Genomic DNA, 17162 nt, shown 5'->3' with positions numbered 1-17162 from the left:
GGTAAATGTTTATGCAAGCCACATGCCCGCAAGGGGTCGCTCCCGCTGAATCGCGGGATGCTGCCGTGATCCCAAGGCGCCGGCGGCCGCCCGGTCCCGGTCCAGCCGCTCGGCCCGACGCCAGACGCCCGCTCGCCGTTCAGCTCTTGGTCTCGCTCTCGGCCGGCACCGGACGGCGCTCCACCACCTCGTCCACCAGGCCGAAATCGCGAGCCTCCCCGGCAGACATGTAGCTGTCGCGCTCCAGCTTGCTCTCGATGGCCTCGATCGACTGGCCGGTGTGGTTCACGTAGATCTCGTTCAGCCGCTTGCGCAGCGTCAGGATCTCGCGCGCCTGGATCTCGATGTCGGTCGCCTGACCCTGGGCGCCGCCGGAAGGCTGATGCACCATGATGCGGCTGTTCGGCAGCGCGAAGCGCTTGCCCTTGGCCCCGGCGGTCAGCAGCAGGCTGCCCATCGAGGCGGCCATGCCGATGCACACGGTGGAAACCGGGCTGCGGATGTACTGCATGGTGTCGTAGATCGCCAGACCCGACGAGACAACGCCGCCGGGGCTGTTGATATAAAAGGAAATATCCTTGGTGGGATTCTCGCTCTCCAGGAACAGCAGCTGGGCGCAGATCAGGCTGCTGACCTGGTCGAAGACCGTGCCGGTCAGGAAGATGATGCGTTCCTTCAGCAGGCGCGAGTAGATGTCGTAGGCGCGCTCGCCCCGGGCGGTCTGCTCGACCACCATCGGCACGAGATTGTTGTTGTAGATCTCGACGGGATCGCGGTCCGCCATGTGCTCTCTACCCCTGCGGTTCCCCGGCCTTGTGCGGGCCGGAAGAATGGATTGCGTGACGTCAATTCCGTGTAAATAGGAGCCGGCGGGGCCGCTGTCAGCCATGCGGCTGCGGTCCCCGTCGTTTGTCCGGGTCGATCGTCGCCGGAGGCGCGTATCAGGCGGCCGCGTCCGGCTCGCGGGCCAGCTCCTCGGGGGTGACCGCGTTGTCGGTCAGCTTCGCCAGCTCCAGCACGAAATCGACCACCTTCTCCTCGAAGATCGGGCCGCGCAGCGTCTCGGCGGCCTGCGGGTTCTTGCGGAAGAACTCCATCACCTGCGCTTCCTGGCCGGGATAGCGGCCGGCCTCGGCGCGCATGGCGCGGGTCATCTCGTCGGCGGCCACGGTGATGCCGTTCACCCGGCCGATCTCCGACAGCAGCAGGCCCAGGCGGACCCGGCGTTCGGCGATGGCGCGGTACTCGGCCTTCAGGGTGTCCTCGTCCTTGGCCTTGTCTTCCTCGTCGAGCTTGCCCTCGGCCTTGTCGGCCTCGATGCGCTGCCAGATCTGGTTGAACTCGGCCTGCACCATGCCTTCGGGCGCCGGGAAGGCGGCGGTGGCGGCGAGCGCGTCCAGCAGCTGGCGCTTCAGGCGCAGGCGGGACAGCTGGTCGTATTCGCGCTGGATCTGCTGGGTGATGAGGTCGCGCACCCGGTCCATGCCCTCGAAGCCGAGCTTCTTGGCCAACTCGTCATCCACCGCCGGCACCACCGGCTGCTTCAGCTTCTTGGCAGTGATGTCAAACGTCGCGGCCTTCCCGGCCAGCTCCTTGGCGCCGTATTCCTCGGGGAAGCTCACGTCGATGGTGCGGCTTTCGCCCGGGGCCAGGCCTTCCAGCTGCTCGGTGAAGCCCGGGATGAAGCCGGCGCCGCCCACCTCGACATCCATTTCCGTCCCGGTGCCGCCCTGGAACGGCACCCCGTCGACCTTGCCGACGAAGTCGACCGTCAGGACATCGCCCTTGGCGGCGGGGCGGGTTTCCGCCACCTCGACCAGATCGCGGTTGCGCGCGGCGATCTCGGACAGCGCCTTGTCCACCGATTCGGCGCTGGGTTCGGCTTTCAGACGGGTCAGCTCGATCGCGGCGAAATCCGGCATCGCGATCTCGGGCAGCAGCTCGACCTCGACCTTGAACTCCAGGTCCTTGGCCTCTTCCAGACTGACGACATCCACTTTCGGCTGGGTGGCCGCGCGCAGGCCGCGATCGCTCAGCACCTGGCGGGTGGCGTCGTTGACGCTCTCTTCCAGCACCTCGGCGGTGACGGCGGTGCCGTAGCGCTGCTTCACCACCGGCAGCGGCACCTTGCCGGGGCGGAAGCCCGGGAGGTTGACGGTCTTGCCGATCTCGGCGAGCCGCTTGCTGCGCCGGCTCTCGATGTCGGCGGCCGGCACGACCACGGTGTAGGCGCGCTTGAGCCCGTCGGAGAGCGTCTCGGTGACCTGCATCTGTCGGAGGATCCTCAGTAAATTCATCAGCATAGCACGGCCGGGTGGTGCGGGCGGAGGGACTTGAACCCCCACGGCTTGCGCCACCAGAACCTAAATCTGGCGTGTCTGCCAATTCCACCACGCCCGCGAACCGCGACCGTGAGCGCGGGGACTTAGCGCACCCGGCCATCGGTCACAAGACGCCCATGCCATAAGACACGACCCGGGACACAACGAACAAGGGGCGGCGCTAGTGTCCTGCCCCCGAAGTTCGCCGCATCTTGCGGCGGACGCAGGGGCCAGCAGGCCACTGAAAACAAAGGGCTAGTGTTCCACCACGTCCACCCGCGCCCAGGTGATGTCGGGGTCGAACCGGGTCATCGCCCCGGCCAGTGCCCCGGTGCGGGGGCCGAGATCCTTCTGGAACACCACCCCGTCCTGGTTGACCAGGAAAGTGGTGATGCCCGAGGCGCCGTAGACTGCAGGCCACGCGACCAGCGCGAATCCGCTGGTCATGCGCCCGTCCACGACATAGTCCTTAGCGCCGCCCGGCGCGTTCGGACCCTGCGCCTTCAGCAGGCGGAAGAGATATCCCTGGTATGGCCTGGGTGGGCCTTTCGACGGCTCGCCCGGATATCCCTCGCTCGCGACACGCTGAATCAGTTCGGCGAGCGGGCTGTCGGGCTCTCCGGCCGCGGCAGGCCAGTATAGGCCGTCATGCTTGCCGGGCGAACTGAACAGGCGCTGTGCATACGCGCCCGGGCCACCCGCCTGTCGGTCCCGGGCGGCGAAATCGCGCTGGGCTTGGACATAGGCCAGCATCACGCCAATGGCAGCCAGTTCATTGCGACCGATCCGGCGGTTGACAATCTCCTGGGCGCCTGTGGTCGAATCGAACCGCCAGCGACCTCCGTCGGCGACCAGGGGCATCGGTAGGGGCCAGTCATTCTGCCCCACATGCAGTACCCTCCGGTTCTCACCGACGGTCTCGAGGTCATGCTTCTCGGCATAGGCCGCGAGGAATCGTTGCCGCTGCGCCGCATCGGCAACTGGATCGCCCGAGCCGACCAGCCGCTCGCTGCCGGGTCCGAGCACAGCGCGCAGTTTCCCGGGATCGTTGGCCTTGAGCGCGTCGACGAGTGCCTGTGTGGCGTCATCCGGCGTCTGGAAGGTGGTCTGCGGAACGGGCGCTTTCTGCGGCGGCGCTGCGACGGGAGACCGCGGCGCCCCGGTGCAGGCGATGGCGACCAGCAACAGGACGGTACTGGCCCGCTGTCGGAGATGGAATCTCATTGGCGTGCGCTCCTGCTGCTACCGGCGGCCACCGCCACGCCCGCCACCGCCGCCGCGTGGGGCACCGCCGCCGCGTCCGCCACCGCCGCCACGCGCGGCACTGGCCTGCGGGCGGGGCGCCGACCGCTGCATTTGCCCCTGGCGGCTTTGGGCGCCACGATTCGAGAACTGCTGGGCCTGACGGCCATCGCTCATGCCGGAGAAGGCGGGGGCCGCTTGCCGGGAGGCGGAGGGTTGCCGGGCGGGTTGGTTCGCACGGCTGGCTTGGCCCGTGCGGGCGCCCTGCGCCTGGCGTTGCGGCCCCTGCCCGCCCGGCCCAGGGCGCGCAGCGCCGCCCAGGCCGCCTTGCGCGCCACCCGGCGGAAGCGGGCGATTCACCAACCCGCCAGGTACCTGAACGTTCGCGCGGCCGACGGCGTTGGCCGGCAGACCACCACGCCCCGCCGGCCGGCCAACCGGACCGCCGGGCGGGCGGGCCGCCCCACCCCCCCCCGGCCGCTGGGCCGGCGCCCGCCACGTTGCCGACGAGATCTGCCCGCGGTTCGTATTGATGTTGTTGTACCGGTTGACATTCACGTTGACGTCGCCGCGGCCCCAGTTCGTGCTGCCAAGGTTCCAAAGCCCGCCGACGATCGCCACGCCCGCGCCGAAGGCCAATCCCGTGGCCAGCGCAGTGCCGAATGCATAGCCGGGCGGCGGCGGCACATACACCGGCGGATAGGCGGGATAGGGCCAGGCGCCGTAGGTCGTGGCGGGGTTGTACGTCGGCACATAGACCACCTGGGGGTCGGCCGGCGCGATGGTGATGGCCTGCGAATCAGAGCTGGCGCTGACCACCTGCTGCTCCGTGCTCTTGAGGTTGCCGGCCCGCTGCGCCTGGTGGCGCAGGCGCTGGACAGAGGCCAGCACGTCGGCCTGCTGGGTGGCAAAGGCAAAACCAAGCTGCTGCATCCAGTCGAGCTTGTCGTTCATCATCAGCAGGACCTGCGGGAACGGCACGAGCGACTTCACACTCGGGTTCCAGGCGAGCGGCTGCAAAGCCTGCTCCAGTTGCCCGCCAGTCAGCCCCTTGTGCGTGGGATCCTGCACCCAACGCGCCGCGTCTACGATCTGCAATGGAAAGGTCGAGGCCATCAAAAGCTGGGTCAGCAGCGTGTCCGGATATAGCGCCACCGGTGCCAGCAGCGCATCAAGCTGCTCGGCGCTGAAGGATGTCGCCTCCTCCTGCGACGGCGCGGGAACCGGCGCCGGTGGTGCCTGGGCCGAAGCTTCCAGCGGCGCGCCCGACAGCGCGAACGGCAGGCAGGCCAGGCACCGCAGCAGGCGACGCAGCATGGGACGTCCCCCTATTCGCACAGGCTAGCCCGACATCCGCGGCAAGCAGACGCTGGCACAAACGCTAATGCCCGCGGACATAAATTGTCGATGCGAATCGTCCGCCTGAAGCAAGCGTTACCCACGCACTCACAGGGGCTTGGGCGGCAGCCGCGTTCACGAAAAATTTCGGAATGATCCGTATTTCCAAAGTGCGGTCTGCCGGTACGACCTGTACGATCAATCCACGTTCGATCCCAACCACGCGGTGATGCCGCCGGAGGCGTTCGAGCCGATGGTGCGGCCCGTGCCCGCTGAGATGATGCGGTGCTTCCGGGCGAAATGCCGGCGTGGACCGAGCAGGGCCGAACCACCGCACCGCCCCGGAGCCGTCACGCCAATGCCGGTCGCAAGCCGGGGGAGCATGTGCGATGCCGAACATCCTGTTCGCCACCAACCGTCAGCGCCTTCTGGACAGCGCCGCGGGATTGCCGGATTTCGGCGACGAGACGCTGCCGGCCAGCGCGGGTGCGCTGTCTTGCGCCACCGCCACCGTCACCGACATCACCCTGGCTGCTCCCGCAAGCGGCGACATCGTCGCGATATCGCCGCTCAACCAGGACGGCTTCGCGGACAAGGACCTGGAGCCGGTGCTGCGGTCGCAGAACGACATCCTGGTGTTCGTGCACGGTGCGGCCAACAGCTTCACCGACGCGATCAAGCGCGCCGCGTACAACAAGAGCTGGATGGGTGCTGCGACGGTGCCGGGCGCCAGCAGCGTGTTCGACGTGATCGCCTTCACCTGGCCGGCGCGGCCCTATGTGCTGGCCGACATCATCGGCGACTATTCCGACTATCGGCACGACCAGGCCCAGGCGCGGCAGTCGGCGTTTCATTTCGGCCTGTTCCTGCGCGAGCTGCAGGCCCTGCAGCAGCGCATCGGCACACGGCGGCTGCATCTGCTGTGCCACAGCATGGGCAACTACATGCTAGGCAGCGCGGTGGAGGCGTGGTTCGCAGCCAACCCGCAGCCCGGGCCGCCGCTGTTCGACGAGATCGTGCTGGCCGCGGCCGACGAGTCCGCCAGCACGTTCAGCGCGCCGAACGGCGGCCGGCTGTCCAATCTCTGGCGCCTCGGGCGGGAGATCACCGTCTACTACAACAACAACGACGTTGCGATGGCGCTGAGCCATGTGGTCAACCGCGATTTCCGGCTGGGATATGACGGGCCGCCGGACAAGGCGGATACGCGCTTCTATTCGCCGAACGTCTACGAGTTCGTGGATTGCACCGGCGTGAACGACCTGATCAGCGGCGTGCTCGATTCGCCGGACCGGTCGCACCAGTACTACCGCCAGTCACCGACCGTGCGCGCGGACATCGTGGCGACGCTGGCCGGGCAGACACCCACGCGGCTGCGTTACGACGCCAATGCGAACGCGTACAGCCTGTTCCCGGCGCCGGTGATCGTGGCGGCGCGCGGCGGCGCGGACGCGCCCGATCACCAGCCCGTCTGAGTAAGGCCCCGGTTGGCCGACCCCGGGCTTCTCGGTCCTCCGTTGCTACCCCAGCAGCGCCTGCGCGCAGGCGTCCAGGATGGCGTCGGTGTCCAGGCCGTATTCCCGATACAGGTCCGGAATGTCGCCGCCCTGCCCGAACCGGTCCGGTCCCAGCGGCACCACGCGCTGGCCGCGCACGGCGCCGAGCCAGGCATGCGCGGCCGGGTGGCCGTCGAGGATCGTCACCAGCGCGGCGTCGCGCGACAGCGGGGCCAGGATGCGCTCGACATGCGACGTCGCCGCGCGCTCGCCGGTGCGGCGGGCGCGGCCGGCGGCGAGCCAGCCGGCGTGCAGCCGGTCCGGGCTGGTGACGGCGAGCAGGCCGGCGCCAGGCTCCTCCTGCGCCAGTTCGGCGAAGGCTGCTTCGGCTTCCGGCGCGATCGGGCCCTGATAGGCCAGCGCGACGCGGGCCCCAGGGGCCGGTGGAACCGCCCAATGGGCGCCGGCGATGACGGCGGCGGGGTCGAGCGTGCGGGCCTTCTGCTCGATCTGGCGAGTGGACAGGCGCAGCCACACCGCCGAGCCGTCGGGCTGCTGCATGTGGTGGAAGGCATGGCGCAGCAGGATGGCGAGTTCGTCCACATGGGTGGGCTCGTAGCTGACCAGCCGATCCGTGCTCATGCCGATCAGCGGCGTGTTGATCGATTGGTGCTGCCCGCCCTCCGGCGCCAGCGTCAGGCCCGAGGGCGTGGAAACCAGCAGGAAGCGCGCATTCTGGTAGCAGGCGTAGATCAGCGCATCGAGGCCGCGGTTCACGAACGGGTCGTAGACGGTGCCGACCGGCAGCAGCCGCGCGCCGTGCAGCGAATGGGAAAGGCCGGCGGCGCCGAGCAGCAGGAACAGGTTCTGCTCGGCGATACCGAGTTCGATGTGCTGGCCTTCCGGGGCCATACCCCAGCGTTGGGCGCTGGCGAGCTTGGCGTCGCGGAACACGTCGTTGCGGGTGTGGCGGTCGAACACGCCGCGCCGGTTCACCCAGGGACCGAGATTGGTGGACACCGTCACGTCCGGGCTGGTGGTGACGATGCGCTCGGCCAGCTCCTTCAACGCGCCCTGGCCGCGGCCGATCTCGGCGAGGATATCGCCGAACCCGGCCTGCGTGGACATCTTTCGCCCCGCGAGCCGCGGCAGCGGCAATTGCTCCGGAATCGCGACCATGGGCGCGGTCAGCGTGCGGCCGTCCGGCGTCAGCGGGGTGGCGAAGGGCACTGATGCCAGGAAGGCGTCGAGCTCGTCCGCGCCGGCGTCGAGGCCCTCGAACCGGTCCCATTCATGGCCGGGCCGGATGTTCATCGCGGCGCGGAAGCCTTCCATCTGCTCCTTGGACATCAGGCCGGCATGGTTGTCCTTGTGGCCGGCGAAGGGCAGGCCCATGCCCTTGATGGTGTAGGCGATGAAGCAGGTCGGCTGGTCGCCGGCCGCGTCGGCGGCGCGCAGCTGCTCGATGATGTATTCGATGTCGTGGCCGCCGAGATTGGTCATCAGCGCCGCCAGCTCGTCGTCCGACAGCGGGTCGATGATGGCGCGCACGCCGCGGCAGCGGCCGAGATCGGCCAGCACCGCCTGGCGCCAGGCGGCCCCGCCCTGGAAGGTCAGCGCCGAATAGAGGCTGTTCGGGCAGTCGTCGATCCAGCGGCGCAGATCCTCGCCGCCGTCGCGCATGAAGGCGGCCTGCAGCTGCCGGCCATATTTCATGGTGACGACATTCCAGCCCATGTCGCGGAACAGGCCCTCGATGCGGCCGAACAGGCGGTCCGGCACCACGGAATCCAGGCTCTGGCGGTTGTAGTCGATGATCCACCAGACATTGCGGACGTCGTGCTTCCAGCCTTCCAGCAGGGCCTCGTAGATGTTGCCCTCGTCCAGCTCGGCGTCGCCGGCAATGGCGATGTGGCGGCCGGGAGCGATGTCCGCGCGGCCCAGCCCGTGCAGGCGCACATAGTCGGCCATGAGGGCGGAGAAGCTGGTCATGGCGACGCCGAGGCCGACCGAGCCGGTGGAGAAATCCACCTCCGGCCCGTCCTTCACCCGGCTGGGATAGGGCTGGACGCCGCCCATCTGGCGCAGGCGGGCCATCTTGTCCACGCTCTGGCGGCCGAACAGATAGTTCATGGCGTGGAACACCGGGCCGGCATGCGGCTTCACGGCCACGCGGTCCTGCGGGCGCAGCACGTCGAAATACAGGGCCGACATGATCGAGATCACCGAGGCGCAGGACGCCTGGTGCCCGCCCACCTTCAGCCCGTCACGGTTGGGGCGGACGTGGTTGGCGTTGTGGATCATCCACGCCGACAGCCACAGCAGCTTCTTCTCCAGCGCATGCAGCAGTTGCAGGTGGCGGGCGTCGGTCATCGGCGGCGCGGTCGGCCTGGACGGTACGTTCATCGTTGTTCCCCCGGAATCTGCTTCAGCCGCGCGCCAGCCGACGCACCGCCGTCGAGGCGCTGCGCTTGCCCTCGCCGGCGTAGTCCTCGTGATACTGCTCGATCTTCGCCGGATCATACAGGTAGTTCACCATCAGCCCGGCGCTGGCCTTCAGGCCCTTGTCGGAGATATCGGCCATGGTGTTGATGCGTTCCACGCGCGCGCCGTTGGACAGGTGGAAATGCGCCACCGGATCGGCCGCGCGCTTCTCGCGGCCCTCGATCAGCAGGAAGCGGGCGCACAGGCGCACGGCGATCGGCTCCACCACCTTGCGCAGGCCGGCGTCGCGCAGCCAGGCGCGGCGGGACAGGATCGTGGCCAGCGCCTGCAGCCCGGTCTCGGCGTCGCTGACCTCGCGCAACGCGGCCGTTTCGTCGTCGGTGAGAAGCGTGGCGTCCTCGGCCTTCGCCCGCGCATCCAGCCAGCGGCGGAAGCCGGGGATGGGCGAGAGGGTGGCGAAGGTGCGCAGGTTGCGGAACTCCCGGCCGAGCACCTCGACCACGCGCTTGATCAGGAAGTTGCCGAAGCTGATACCGGCGAGGCCGCGCTGGCAGTTGCTGATGGAATAGAAGATGGCGGCGTCGGCCGCGCCGGGGTCCAGCACCGGCGCCTTCTGGTCGAGCAGCGTCTGCACGCTGGTGGCCAGGCCCTGGACCAGCGCGATCTCGACGAAGATCAGCGGCTCGGAGGGCATGCGCGGGTGGAAGAACGCGTAGCAGCGGCGGTCCGAATCCAGCCGGTCTTTCAGGTCGCGCCAGCCGCGGATCTCGTGCACCGCCTCGTAGCCGACCAGCTTCTCCAGCAGCGCCGCGGGGCTGTCCCAGTCGATGCGGCGCAGTTCCAGGAAGCCGACGTCGAACCAGCTCGCCAGCAGCGTCTTGAGGTCGGATTCGAGGGCGGTCAGCGGCGGATCGCCGCGCATCCGGCTCAGCAGGAAGGCGCGCAGGTCCACCAGGAACTTCATGCCGTCCGGGATGGTGGTGAGCTGGGTCAGCAGGCGCAGCCGCGGCGGCTCCAGCGCGCGGCGGAGCTGCATCTGCGCGCTGGCGCGCTCGGCCTCGTCGCCCGCTTTCTGCAGCACGTCATACGCGCCGGCGACGGCGGCGTGGTCGGAATCGAAGCCGGCAAGCGTGCGCAGGAACTCGATGCGGCCGGCTTCGTCCAACACCAGGTAGGACTGGGCGAGCTTGGCGGCGCGGTTGCGGGCGCTGATCTCGCCGCCGCGGCCGGACAGGCAGGCCTGCATCTGGGCGGCGATGCTCTCGTCCTCGTCGCGCGAGACGCCGGCGGCCATATCGCGCCAGACCGTGGTGATGCGCCGGATGGCGCGGTCGAACAGGCCAGGCGAGGCGATCTCGTTCACGCGGGATCTCCGTGGGAGAGTGGACGAAGCGAGTGGCAAGTCTATGCGCGCGCGGCGGCAAACGCACGCGGGATGGCGCAGGGCAGGTCTTCGGCCACGAGACCCTGGCCGGCGAGGCAGGCCGCACGGCCATGCAGCCAGGCGGCGGCGCAGGCGGCCTCCCACGCCGGCATGCCTTGGCCGAGCAGGGCGGCGACCAGGCCGGCCAGCACGTCGCCGGCGCCGGCGGTGGCAAGACAGGGTGGCGCGGAATCATTGATCGCGGCCCGCCCGTCCGGGGCGGCGATGACGCTGTCCGAGCCTTTCAGCAGCACCACCGCGCCCGAGCGCCTTGCGGCGGCACGGGCGGCTTCCAGGCGGTCGGGGCCGAGCGGACCGAACACGCGCGCGAACTCGCCGGCATGCGGCGTCAGTACGGCCGCGCCGCGCAGGCGGCCGGGGTCGCCGGCGCAGGCGGTCAGCGCGTCCGCATCCGCCACCACCATCCGGCCGGCGGCGAGCAGCAACGGCAGAACCGAAGCGGCCGCGTCGAAGCCCAGGCCGGGGCCGCACACCCAGACGCCGCGGCGGGGATCGCGCAACTGGACCTCGACGGGCGCCGCATCGACGATCACGCCGGGATCGCCGGCCCGGTAGACATCGGCCCGGCCCAGCGCGGCGATGGTGACCATCCCCGCCCCGCCCCGCCGCGCGCCGGCGGCGGCCAGGCGCGCCGCGCCCGTCATGGTGGTGCCGCCGAGCACGGTGACATGGCCGCGGGCGTATTTGTGGCTGTCCGGCGCCGGCGCCGGCAGCCGCCACAGCGCCGGTCCGTTCAGGAACGTCCGCGGCTGCACCGCCTGCAGCACCTGCTCCGGCAGGCCGATGTCGGCGAGCACCGTCTCGCCGCACAGCGTGCGCCCCGGCAGCAGCTTGTGGCCGGGCTTGAGGCGGAAGAATGTAACGGTCAGGGCTGCCTGCGGCGCGAAGCCGCGGGCCTGGCCGGTGGCGCCATCCAGGCCGCTCGGCACGTCCACCGCCACCAGGCGCCCGGCGGCGCGCAGCACATCGGCCACTTCACCGCCGACATCCCGGGTCAGCCCGGCCCCGAACACCGCGTCGATCACGAGGTCGGCCCGCGCGGCCTCGGCGGGGGTGAACGGGACCATCGGGCCGCGCCAGCGCGCGGCCGCGGCGGCGGCGTCGCCCTTGGCGGGCGCCAGGGCGGCGACGGAGACCGGCCAGCCCATCCGCTCCAGCAGCCGCGCGGCCACATACCCGTCGCCGCCATTGTTGCCGGGGCCGCACAGCACCAGGGTCCGGCACGGCGCGAACCGGGCGTGCACGGCCCGGGCCACTGCGCGGCCTGCATTCTCCATCAGCCATTCGACCGGGCGGCCCAGGGCGACGGCGGCACGGTCCGCCACGGCGGTTTCGGCGGGGGTCAGCAGTTCGGTGGTCACGTGCGCAGGCTCCGTAATTGGTCGCCGAATCTCCGATGCGCCACAGTAGACTGTTGCGGTGCAAGGGAGTCGCGCGCGATGTCGGTGGTGATCACGGTGGCGCAGCAGAAGGGCGGCGCGGGGAAGACGACCCTGGCAGCCAATCTGGCCGCGGCCCTGGCCGAAAGCCGCAAGGTGGCGGTGCTGGACATCGATCCGCAGCACAGCCTCGCGCGCTGGCACGCCCTGCGCGCGGCCCACAAGAACGCCACCGCCATCACCTTGTCGGACGTGTCCGGCTGGCGGCTCGGCAATGAGCTCGACAAGCTGCGCCGCAGCCACGACGTGCTGATCATCGACAGCCCGCCGCAGGTCGATACCGACGCCAAGCTGGCCATTCGCGCCGCCGATCTGGTGCTGGTGCCGATCCAGCCCAGCCCGCCGGACCTGTGGGCAGCCGAGGGCACGCTGAAGGTCGCCGGCGAGGAGAAGCGCCGGGCGCGCATCCTGCTGAACCGCGTCCCGGCTTCCGGCCGGCTGCGCGATGCGGTGACGGCGGAGATCGCCAGCCGCGGCTATCCGGCCTTCGCAACCGCGCTGGGCAACCGGGTCGGCTTCGCCGGCGCGTTCGCGCAAGGGCTGGGCGTCACGGAATCGGCGCCGCGCTCGACCGCGTCGCAGGAATTGCGGGCACTGCTCGCCGAGATCGAAGGAGTGCTGGGATGATCGGCAGCGTGCTTCTGGCCCTGCATCTGCTGGGCGCGGTGGTGTGGGTGGGCGGTATGGGGTTCGCGCTGCTGGTGCTGCGGCCCAGCCTGGCGGTGCTGGAGCCGCCGCAGCGCCTGGCCTTGCACGGGCAGGTGTTCAGGCGCTTCTTCCGCATCATCTGGCACGCCATGCCGGTGATGCTGCTGACCGGCTACGCCATGCTGTTCCTGCTGTATGGCGGTTTCGGCGGCGTGAACTGGGCGGTGAACGTGATGCACCTCACCGGGCTGATCATGGCCGGCCTGTTCCTGGCGATCTTCTTCGGGCCCTGGCGCGGGCTGCGCGCGGCGCTGGACGCCGGCGACCGGGCCGCCGCCGCGCCCCTGGTGGACCGCATCCGCCAGTTGATCCAGGTGAACCTGGTGCTGGGGCTGCTGACGGTGGTGGTGGCGGCGTTCCGCTGAGGCCGCCGCCTCAACTCCGGCGCACGCCCAGCACCGCCTCGCGCCGCCAGATATACAGGCCGGAGCCGATGATGATGGCGATGCCCAGAAGGCTCCAGCCGTCAGGCACCTCGCCCCAGATCACCAGGCCCAGCGTCGTCGTGTAGATGATCGCGCCATACTCGAACGGGGCCACCAGCGTGGTCTCGCCGGCGCGGTAGCCCTCGGTCATCAGCATCTGCGCCAGCGCGGAGATGACGCCGACCGCGCACAGCGCGGCCAGCTGCAGGGGATCGGGCGTCACCCACACCGGCACCGTCAGCACCGCCGCCATCACCGTGCTGCCGATGGAAAACCACAGCACGATCACGACGTTGCTCTCGCCGGCTTCGCCCATCTTGCGGATGCTGATCATCGCCAGCGCCCACGCCACCACGCCGAACAGCACCACCGCCGCCGGCACCAGCGGCAGCGCGTCTGCCGCGCCGCCCCAGGGCCGCACCACGACCAGCACGCCCACGAGTCCGACCAGCACCGCGGTGTATCGGCGCCAGCCCACCCGCTCGCCCAGCAAGGGCACGGACAGGACCGTCAGCACCAGCGGCATGGCGAAGCCGAGCGCGGTGTTGGTGGCCAGCGGCAGCGTCGCGTAGCCGTAGAACGAGGTCGCCATGCCGGTGAACCCCCAGATCATGCGCCAGACATGGCTCCAGGGCCGGCGGGTGCGCAGGGCGCGCAGGCCGCCGATCCGCCATAGCAGCGGCAGCGTCGCCAGTGTCGCGAGCCCGCTGCGGAAGGCCACGATCTCGAAGGTCGGAAACGCGCCCGCCACCGCCTTCACGAAGGCGGCCGCCACCGCGAAGCAGGCGGACGCGCCGAGCACGCACAGGATCGCGCGCCGCCGCGCGGCGCTGGCAACGATGTGCGCCGGGGCGGCGATTGCGGGCGTCTCCATGCTCCCACACTAGGCGGCTCCCGCGTGCCGTCCTAGCCTTCCGGCGGCAAGAACGGGAATGCACCTGGAATGACCGACTCGAAGCTCGATATCCTCGCCATCTCCGGCAGCCTGCGCCGGGGCTCGTTCAACACCGCGCTGCTGCGCACGGCCCAGGCCATGGCACCCGACGACGTCGCCATCGAGATCTGCGACTACAGCGACATCCCGCTCTACAACGGCGACGTCGAGGCCGCCGCCTACCCGGCCCCGGCCGCGCGCCTGAAGGCACGCATCGGCAAGGCGGACGCGCTGCTCTTCGCGGTGCCGGAATACAACTACTCGCTGCCGGGCGTGCTGAAGAACGTGCTGGACTGGGGCTCCCGCCCCTCCGGCCAGAGCGCCTGGGCCGGCAAGCCGGTGGCGCTGCTGGGCACCGGCGGCGGGCTGGGGACCGCCCGCGCCCAGTACCATTTCCGCCAGATCGCCACGGGGCTGAACATGCACGTGCTGAACCGGCCGGAGATCTTCGTCGCCAACGCCAGCCAGAAATTCGACAAGGACGGCAACCTGACCGACGACACGGCCCGCGGCCTCATCGGCCAGCTGATCACCGGCCTGCGCGACTGGACCCGGCGCCTGGCGGCGGGGGCGTAGGGAACGACAGGCCGGCCAGGGATCGCCGGCGGGCCGCGACCCGGCTACGCCGCGGTGCCCGGGGTCGCCGCCTCCCTGCTCAGCGGCAGCCGGGCCTCGAATATGTCACCCTCCGCCGGCAGCCGGCGGAGGGTGAAGCCGAGGCGGCGCACGAAGCCCAGCATCGGCTGGTTGTCGGCCAGCACGTGGCCGACGATGGCGGTGAGCCCCTGGGAACGGCCCCACGCGATCAGCCGCTGCATCAGGTGGCGGGCGAGACCACGCCCCTTCATGTCCGGCTGCACCACAACCGCGAATTCGCCTTCGCCGGTGCCGGGTTCGCAGACCAGGCGGGCGACGCCGACCGTCTCGCCGGCGCTTTCGCGCACCGCGACGAACGCCATCTCCCGCTCGTAGTCCACCTGGGTCAGGCGGGTGATCTGCTCCGCCGACAGCTCGCGCATGGCGGAGAAGAAGCGGTAGCGGATGTCCTCGGGCGACAGGCGCTGGAACAAGGCGACATGCGCGGTCGCGTCCTCGGGGCGGATCGGGCGGATGACAAGGGTCTGGCCGTTGGCGACGAAGGCGCCGGCGAGCTCGGCGGGATACGGCGAGATGGCCAGCCGCCCGGCCTCGCCCGGCGGGCGCAGGCGGATCCAGGCGTCGGCCACCAGCACGCCATCGGCATCGGCGAACAGGGGATTGACGTCGAGCTCGGCGATCTCCGGGAAATCGACCATGAGCTGACTGACCCGCACCAGCGTGTCGGCGACCATATCCGCATTCGCGGCGGGCTGGTCGGGCAGCGGACCCAGCGTGGCGGCGACGCGGGTGCGCGAGATCAGGGCGCGGGCAAGCGTGAGGTTCAGCGGCGGCAGGTCGACGGCGACGTCGTACAGGATGTCGGCGGCGGTGCCGCCCTGGCCGAAGGCGATGGTGGGGCCGAAGACCGCGTCCTCGCGCACGCGCACCAGCAGCTCGCGGGCCCGGCCGACCTGGCGCTGCACCAGGAAGCCAGGCGGCGCGCCGTCCGGACCGGACCGCCGCTCCAGCATGTGGGCGGCGGCACGGACCTGATCGGCGTCGCGCAGGTCCAGCGCGAGACCGCTGCGCGCGCCGGGTTCAAGACGGTCCGTGCGGCGACGCTTCAGCACCACCGGAAAGCCCAGCAACGCCGCCGCGACGGCCGCGTCCGCTGCGTTCATGGCGACGCGCGCCGGCGCCGTCGGCACGCCGTAGGCGGCCAGCACCGCCATCGCCTCGTCCTGGGCCAGCGCGGCGTGGCCCTTGGCGGCGGCGCGGCCGCGGGCGCGGCGGAACAAATGCTGCACCTGCGCGCGGTCGGGCGCCAAAGTGAGCACCGTGCTGGGCGGCAGCTCGCGGGCGGCGGCGCGGTTGCGGCGGTTCTGCACCAGATGCAGGAAGCCCCGCACGGACTGCTCAGGCGCCGAGAACGCGGGCACGCCGGCTTCGGCGAGCTGGCGGCGATGCGCGGCCCCGGTGGTCTCGCCCATGGCGCACACCAGCAACGGGACCTTGATGGCGCCGGACGCCGCGGCGATGGCCTGCATGCCGGCAGCATCGGCCTCGCCCGTGGGGGCGTGGACGATCAGCACGCCGCCGACCTCCTCGGCACCGGCCAGCAGGGACGCGGCCTCGGCCAGGCGGATCGGGTTATCCGGGCCGACATAGACGATGTCGCCCACTGTCGGCTGGGGCACTGTGCCGGCCCGATCGGAACGCGGCCCGAAGGCGTTCGGCAGGGCGAGGCCGATGACCCCTTTGGTCTCCGGGGTCAGTTGCGCCAGGTGCAGGCCGTCGCGCAGCGCCGTGTCGGCGGCCAGCTGGGCGGGGCCGATGGCGTTGGTGACGATGGCGAGCGCCTCGCCGCGGGCCGGGCGCGCGCGGGTGAGGGTTTCGGCCGCGGCCAGTAGGTCTTCCAGCGTCGACACGCTCAGCACGCCGCAGCGGCGCAGGGCGGCGACGAAGGTGGCGTCGGCGTCGCCGCTGGGGTCCAGCAGCCGGCCGCCGGCGCGGATCGCCACCATCGGGCGCAGCCGTGCCGCCGCGCGGGCCGCGGAGAGGAACATGCGGCGGTCCTTGATGCGGCGGATGTCGAGCAGGATGGCGCCGGTGCCGGGATCGCGGCTGAGCCAGTCCAGGACCAGGCTGAAGCCGATATCGTCGTTGCCGCCGATGCCGACGATATGGCTGAAGCCGACGCCGTTCGGCTCGGCCCAGTCCAGCACCGCCCGGCACAGGGCGGCCGATTGCGAGACCAGCGCGATCCGGCCGGGACGGGCGAGCAGATGCGAACGGGTGGCGTTCAGCCCCAGCGACGGGACGGAGATGCCGAACGAGCCCGGGCCCAGGGACCGCACGCCGCTGCTGCTCGCGAGCGCGCGCAGGCCGCCGGCCATGCCGGTGACGACCGCGGCATGGGTCCCGCGCCGGCCAAGCTCCGCGAAGGCCGCGGGAACCTGCTCGGCGGGGGAGCAGACCACCGCCAGATCCGGCACCACGGGCAACGAGGCGATGTCGGGATAGGCCAGCACGCCGGAGACCGCCGACAACCCCGGGCCGACCGGCAGGATGGCGCCGCCGAAGCCACCCGCCAGCAGGTTGCCCATCACCTGGACGCCGTCGGCCGTATCCGCGCCGATCACGGCGATGGAGCTGGGGCGAAACAGGGCCTCGGGCCGGAACCGGCCGGAGCCCGGGCGGGATATCATGGTCATTGTGCAATGCAGCATACACGAAACGCGCGGCTCCGGGGCAAGCGTGTTCCCCGAAGCGTCATGGGAGGCCAGTATGC

Annotated in this window: 13 protein-coding genes and 1 tRNA gene; 4 read left to right on the top strand and 10 right to left on the bottom strand. The window is 70.7% G+C overall.

Features of this window, described 5'->3' with window-relative positions; genetic code table 11:
* Nucleotides 1-139: 139 nt before the first annotated feature.
* The 5 genes from clpP to OL599_RS11460 all read right to left on the bottom strand — a co-directional run bounded on the left by clpP (nucleotide 140) and on the right by OL599_RS11460 (nucleotide 4880).
* A complete protein-coding gene (gene clpP, locus OL599_RS11480; RefSeq protein ID WP_264713887.1) occupies nucleotides 140-784 on the bottom strand; it encodes an ATP-dependent Clp endopeptidase proteolytic subunit ClpP in 645 nt (214 codons plus the stop codon).
* A gap of 157 nt (nucleotides 785-941) precedes the next feature.
* The gene (gene tig, locus OL599_RS11475; protein WP_264713886.1) at nucleotides 942-2270 is read right to left on the bottom strand and encodes a trigger factor; all 1329 of its coding nucleotides are present in this window, start codon (nucleotides 2268-2270) and stop codon (nucleotides 942-944) included.
* A gap of 45 nt (nucleotides 2271-2315) precedes the next feature.
* A tRNA-Leu gene (locus tag OL599_RS11470) sits at nucleotides 2316-2400 on the bottom strand.
* A gap of 176 nt (nucleotides 2401-2576) precedes the next feature.
* Nucleotides 2577-3545, bottom strand: coding sequence for a DUF2950 domain-containing protein (locus OL599_RS11465; RefSeq protein ID WP_264713885.1), 969 nt, complete (start codon nucleotides 3543-3545; stop codon nucleotides 2577-2579).
* A gap of 18 nt (nucleotides 3546-3563) precedes the next feature.
* Nucleotides 3564-4880, bottom strand: a complete 1317-nt coding sequence (locus tag OL599_RS11460; protein ID WP_264713884.1) for a DUF3300 domain-containing protein — start codon at nucleotides 4878-4880, stop codon at nucleotides 3564-3566.
* 410 nt (nucleotides 4881-5290) lie between these two features.
* On the opposite strand from OL599_RS11460, the gene OL599_RS11455 reads away from it, so the two are divergent.
* Nucleotides 5291-6376, top strand: a complete 1086-nt coding sequence (locus OL599_RS11455) for an alpha/beta hydrolase (protein WP_264713883.1) — start codon at nucleotides 5291-5293, stop codon at nucleotides 6374-6376.
* Nucleotides 6377-6421: 45 nt separating this feature from the next.
* Here OL599_RS11455 and OL599_RS11450 read toward each other — a convergent pair whose 3' ends face one another.
* The 3 genes from OL599_RS11450 to OL599_RS11440 are packed head-to-tail and all read right to left on the bottom strand — an operon-like array spanning nucleotide 6422 to nucleotide 11647.
* Entirely contained in the window at nucleotides 6422-8770 is a 2349-nt protein-coding gene (locus tag OL599_RS11450; protein ID WP_264713882.1) for a 1-deoxy-D-xylulose-5-phosphate synthase N-terminal domain-containing protein, read from the bottom strand.
* A 55-nt stretch (nucleotides 8771-8825) separates the two neighbouring features.
* Entirely contained in the window at nucleotides 8826-10205 is a 1380-nt protein-coding gene (locus tag OL599_RS11445) for a malonyl-CoA decarboxylase (RefSeq protein ID WP_264713881.1), read from the bottom strand.
* 41 nt (nucleotides 10206-10246) lie between these two features.
* Complete coding sequence (locus tag OL599_RS11440) at nucleotides 10247-11647, bottom strand: NAD(P)H-hydrate dehydratase (RefSeq protein ID WP_264713880.1); 1401 nt, start codon at nucleotides 11645-11647, stop codon at nucleotides 10247-10249.
* A 78-nt stretch (nucleotides 11648-11725) separates the two neighbouring features.
* Here OL599_RS11440 and parA point away from each other — a divergent pair, with 78 nt between their 5' ends.
* Nucleotides 11726-12352, top strand: a complete 627-nt coding sequence (parA, locus tag OL599_RS11435; protein WP_264713879.1) for a ParA family partition ATPase — start codon at nucleotides 11726-11728, stop codon at nucleotides 12350-12352.
* Nucleotides 12349-12798 (top strand): CopD family protein, encoded by a 450-nt coding sequence (locus tag OL599_RS11430; RefSeq protein WP_264713878.1) that lies wholly within the window; start codon nucleotides 12349-12351, stop codon nucleotides 12796-12798. The genes parA and OL599_RS11430 overlap by 4 nt, the downstream gene beginning before the upstream one ends.
* Before the next feature lie 10 nt (nucleotides 12799-12808).
* Here the strand turns inward: OL599_RS11430 and OL599_RS11425 are convergent, their stop codons facing one another.
* Complete coding sequence (locus OL599_RS11425) at nucleotides 12809-13732, bottom strand: DMT family transporter (protein WP_264713876.1); 924 nt, start codon at nucleotides 13730-13732, stop codon at nucleotides 12809-12811.
* Between the two features lie 69 nt (nucleotides 13733-13801).
* On the opposite strand from OL599_RS11425, the gene OL599_RS11420 reads away from it, so the two are divergent.
* Nucleotides 13802-14368 (top strand): NADPH-dependent FMN reductase, encoded by a 567-nt coding sequence (locus tag OL599_RS11420; RefSeq protein WP_264713875.1) that lies wholly within the window; start codon nucleotides 13802-13804, stop codon nucleotides 14366-14368.
* Between the two features lie 44 nt (nucleotides 14369-14412).
* Here OL599_RS11420 and OL599_RS11415 read toward each other — a convergent pair whose 3' ends face one another.
* Nucleotides 14413-17079, bottom strand: coding sequence for a bifunctional acetate--CoA ligase family protein/GNAT family N-acetyltransferase (locus tag OL599_RS11415; protein ID WP_264713874.1), 2667 nt, complete (start codon nucleotides 17077-17079; stop codon nucleotides 14413-14415).
* Between the last annotated feature and the right edge of the window lie 83 nt (nucleotides 17080-17162).

Source organism: Limobrevibacterium gyesilva, from assembly GCF_025989185.1.
Taxonomy (GTDB): Bacteria; Pseudomonadota; Alphaproteobacteria; order Acetobacterales; family Acetobacteraceae; genus Limobrevibacterium; species Limobrevibacterium gyesilva.
The sequence above is the reverse complement of the archived record's forward strand: the minus strand, read 5'-3'. Positions and strand labels throughout refer to the sequence as shown.

Bases quoted from the DNA above. Each gene is read 5' to 3' on its own strand.
- OL599_RS11420 (WP_264713875.1), top strand. From the start codon at position 13,802: ATGACCGACTCGAAGCTCGATATCCTCGCCATCTCCGGCAGCCTGCGC.
- OL599_RS11455 (WP_264713883.1), top strand. From the start codon at position 5,291: ATGCCGAACATCCTGTTCGCCACCAACCGTCAGCGCCTTCTGGACAGC.
- clpP (WP_264713887.1), bottom strand. From the start codon at position 784: ATGGCGGACCGCGATCCCGTCGAGATCTACAACAACAATCTCGTGCCG.
- OL599_RS11430 (WP_264713878.1), top strand. From the start codon at position 12,349: ATGATCGGCAGCGTGCTTCTGGCCCTGCATCTGCTGGGCGCGGTGGTG.
- OL599_RS11425 (WP_264713876.1), bottom strand. From the start codon at position 13,732: ATGGAGACGCCCGCAATCGCCGCCCCGGCGCACATCGTTGCCAGCGCC.
- parA (WP_264713879.1), top strand. From the start codon at position 11,726: ATGTCGGTGGTGATCACGGTGGCGCAGCAGAAGGGCGGCGCGGGGAAG.
- OL599_RS11450 (WP_264713882.1), bottom strand. From the start codon at position 8,770: ATGACCGACGCCCGCCACCTGCAACTGCTGCATGCGCTGGAGAAGAAG.
- OL599_RS11465 (WP_264713885.1), bottom strand. From the start codon at position 3,545: ATGAGATTCCATCTCCGACAGCGGGCCAGTACCGTCCTGTTGCTGGTC.
- OL599_RS11460 (WP_264713884.1), bottom strand. From the start codon at position 4,880: ATGCTGCGTCGCCTGCTGCGGTGCCTGGCCTGCCTGCCGTTCGCGCTG.
- OL599_RS11415 (WP_264713874.1), bottom strand. From the start codon at position 17,079: ATGATATCCCGCCCGGGCTCCGGCCGGTTCCGGCCCGAGGCCCTGTTT.
- tig (WP_264713886.1), bottom strand. From the start codon at position 2,270: ATGCAGGTCACCGAGACGCTCTCCGACGGGCTCAAGCGCGCCTACACC.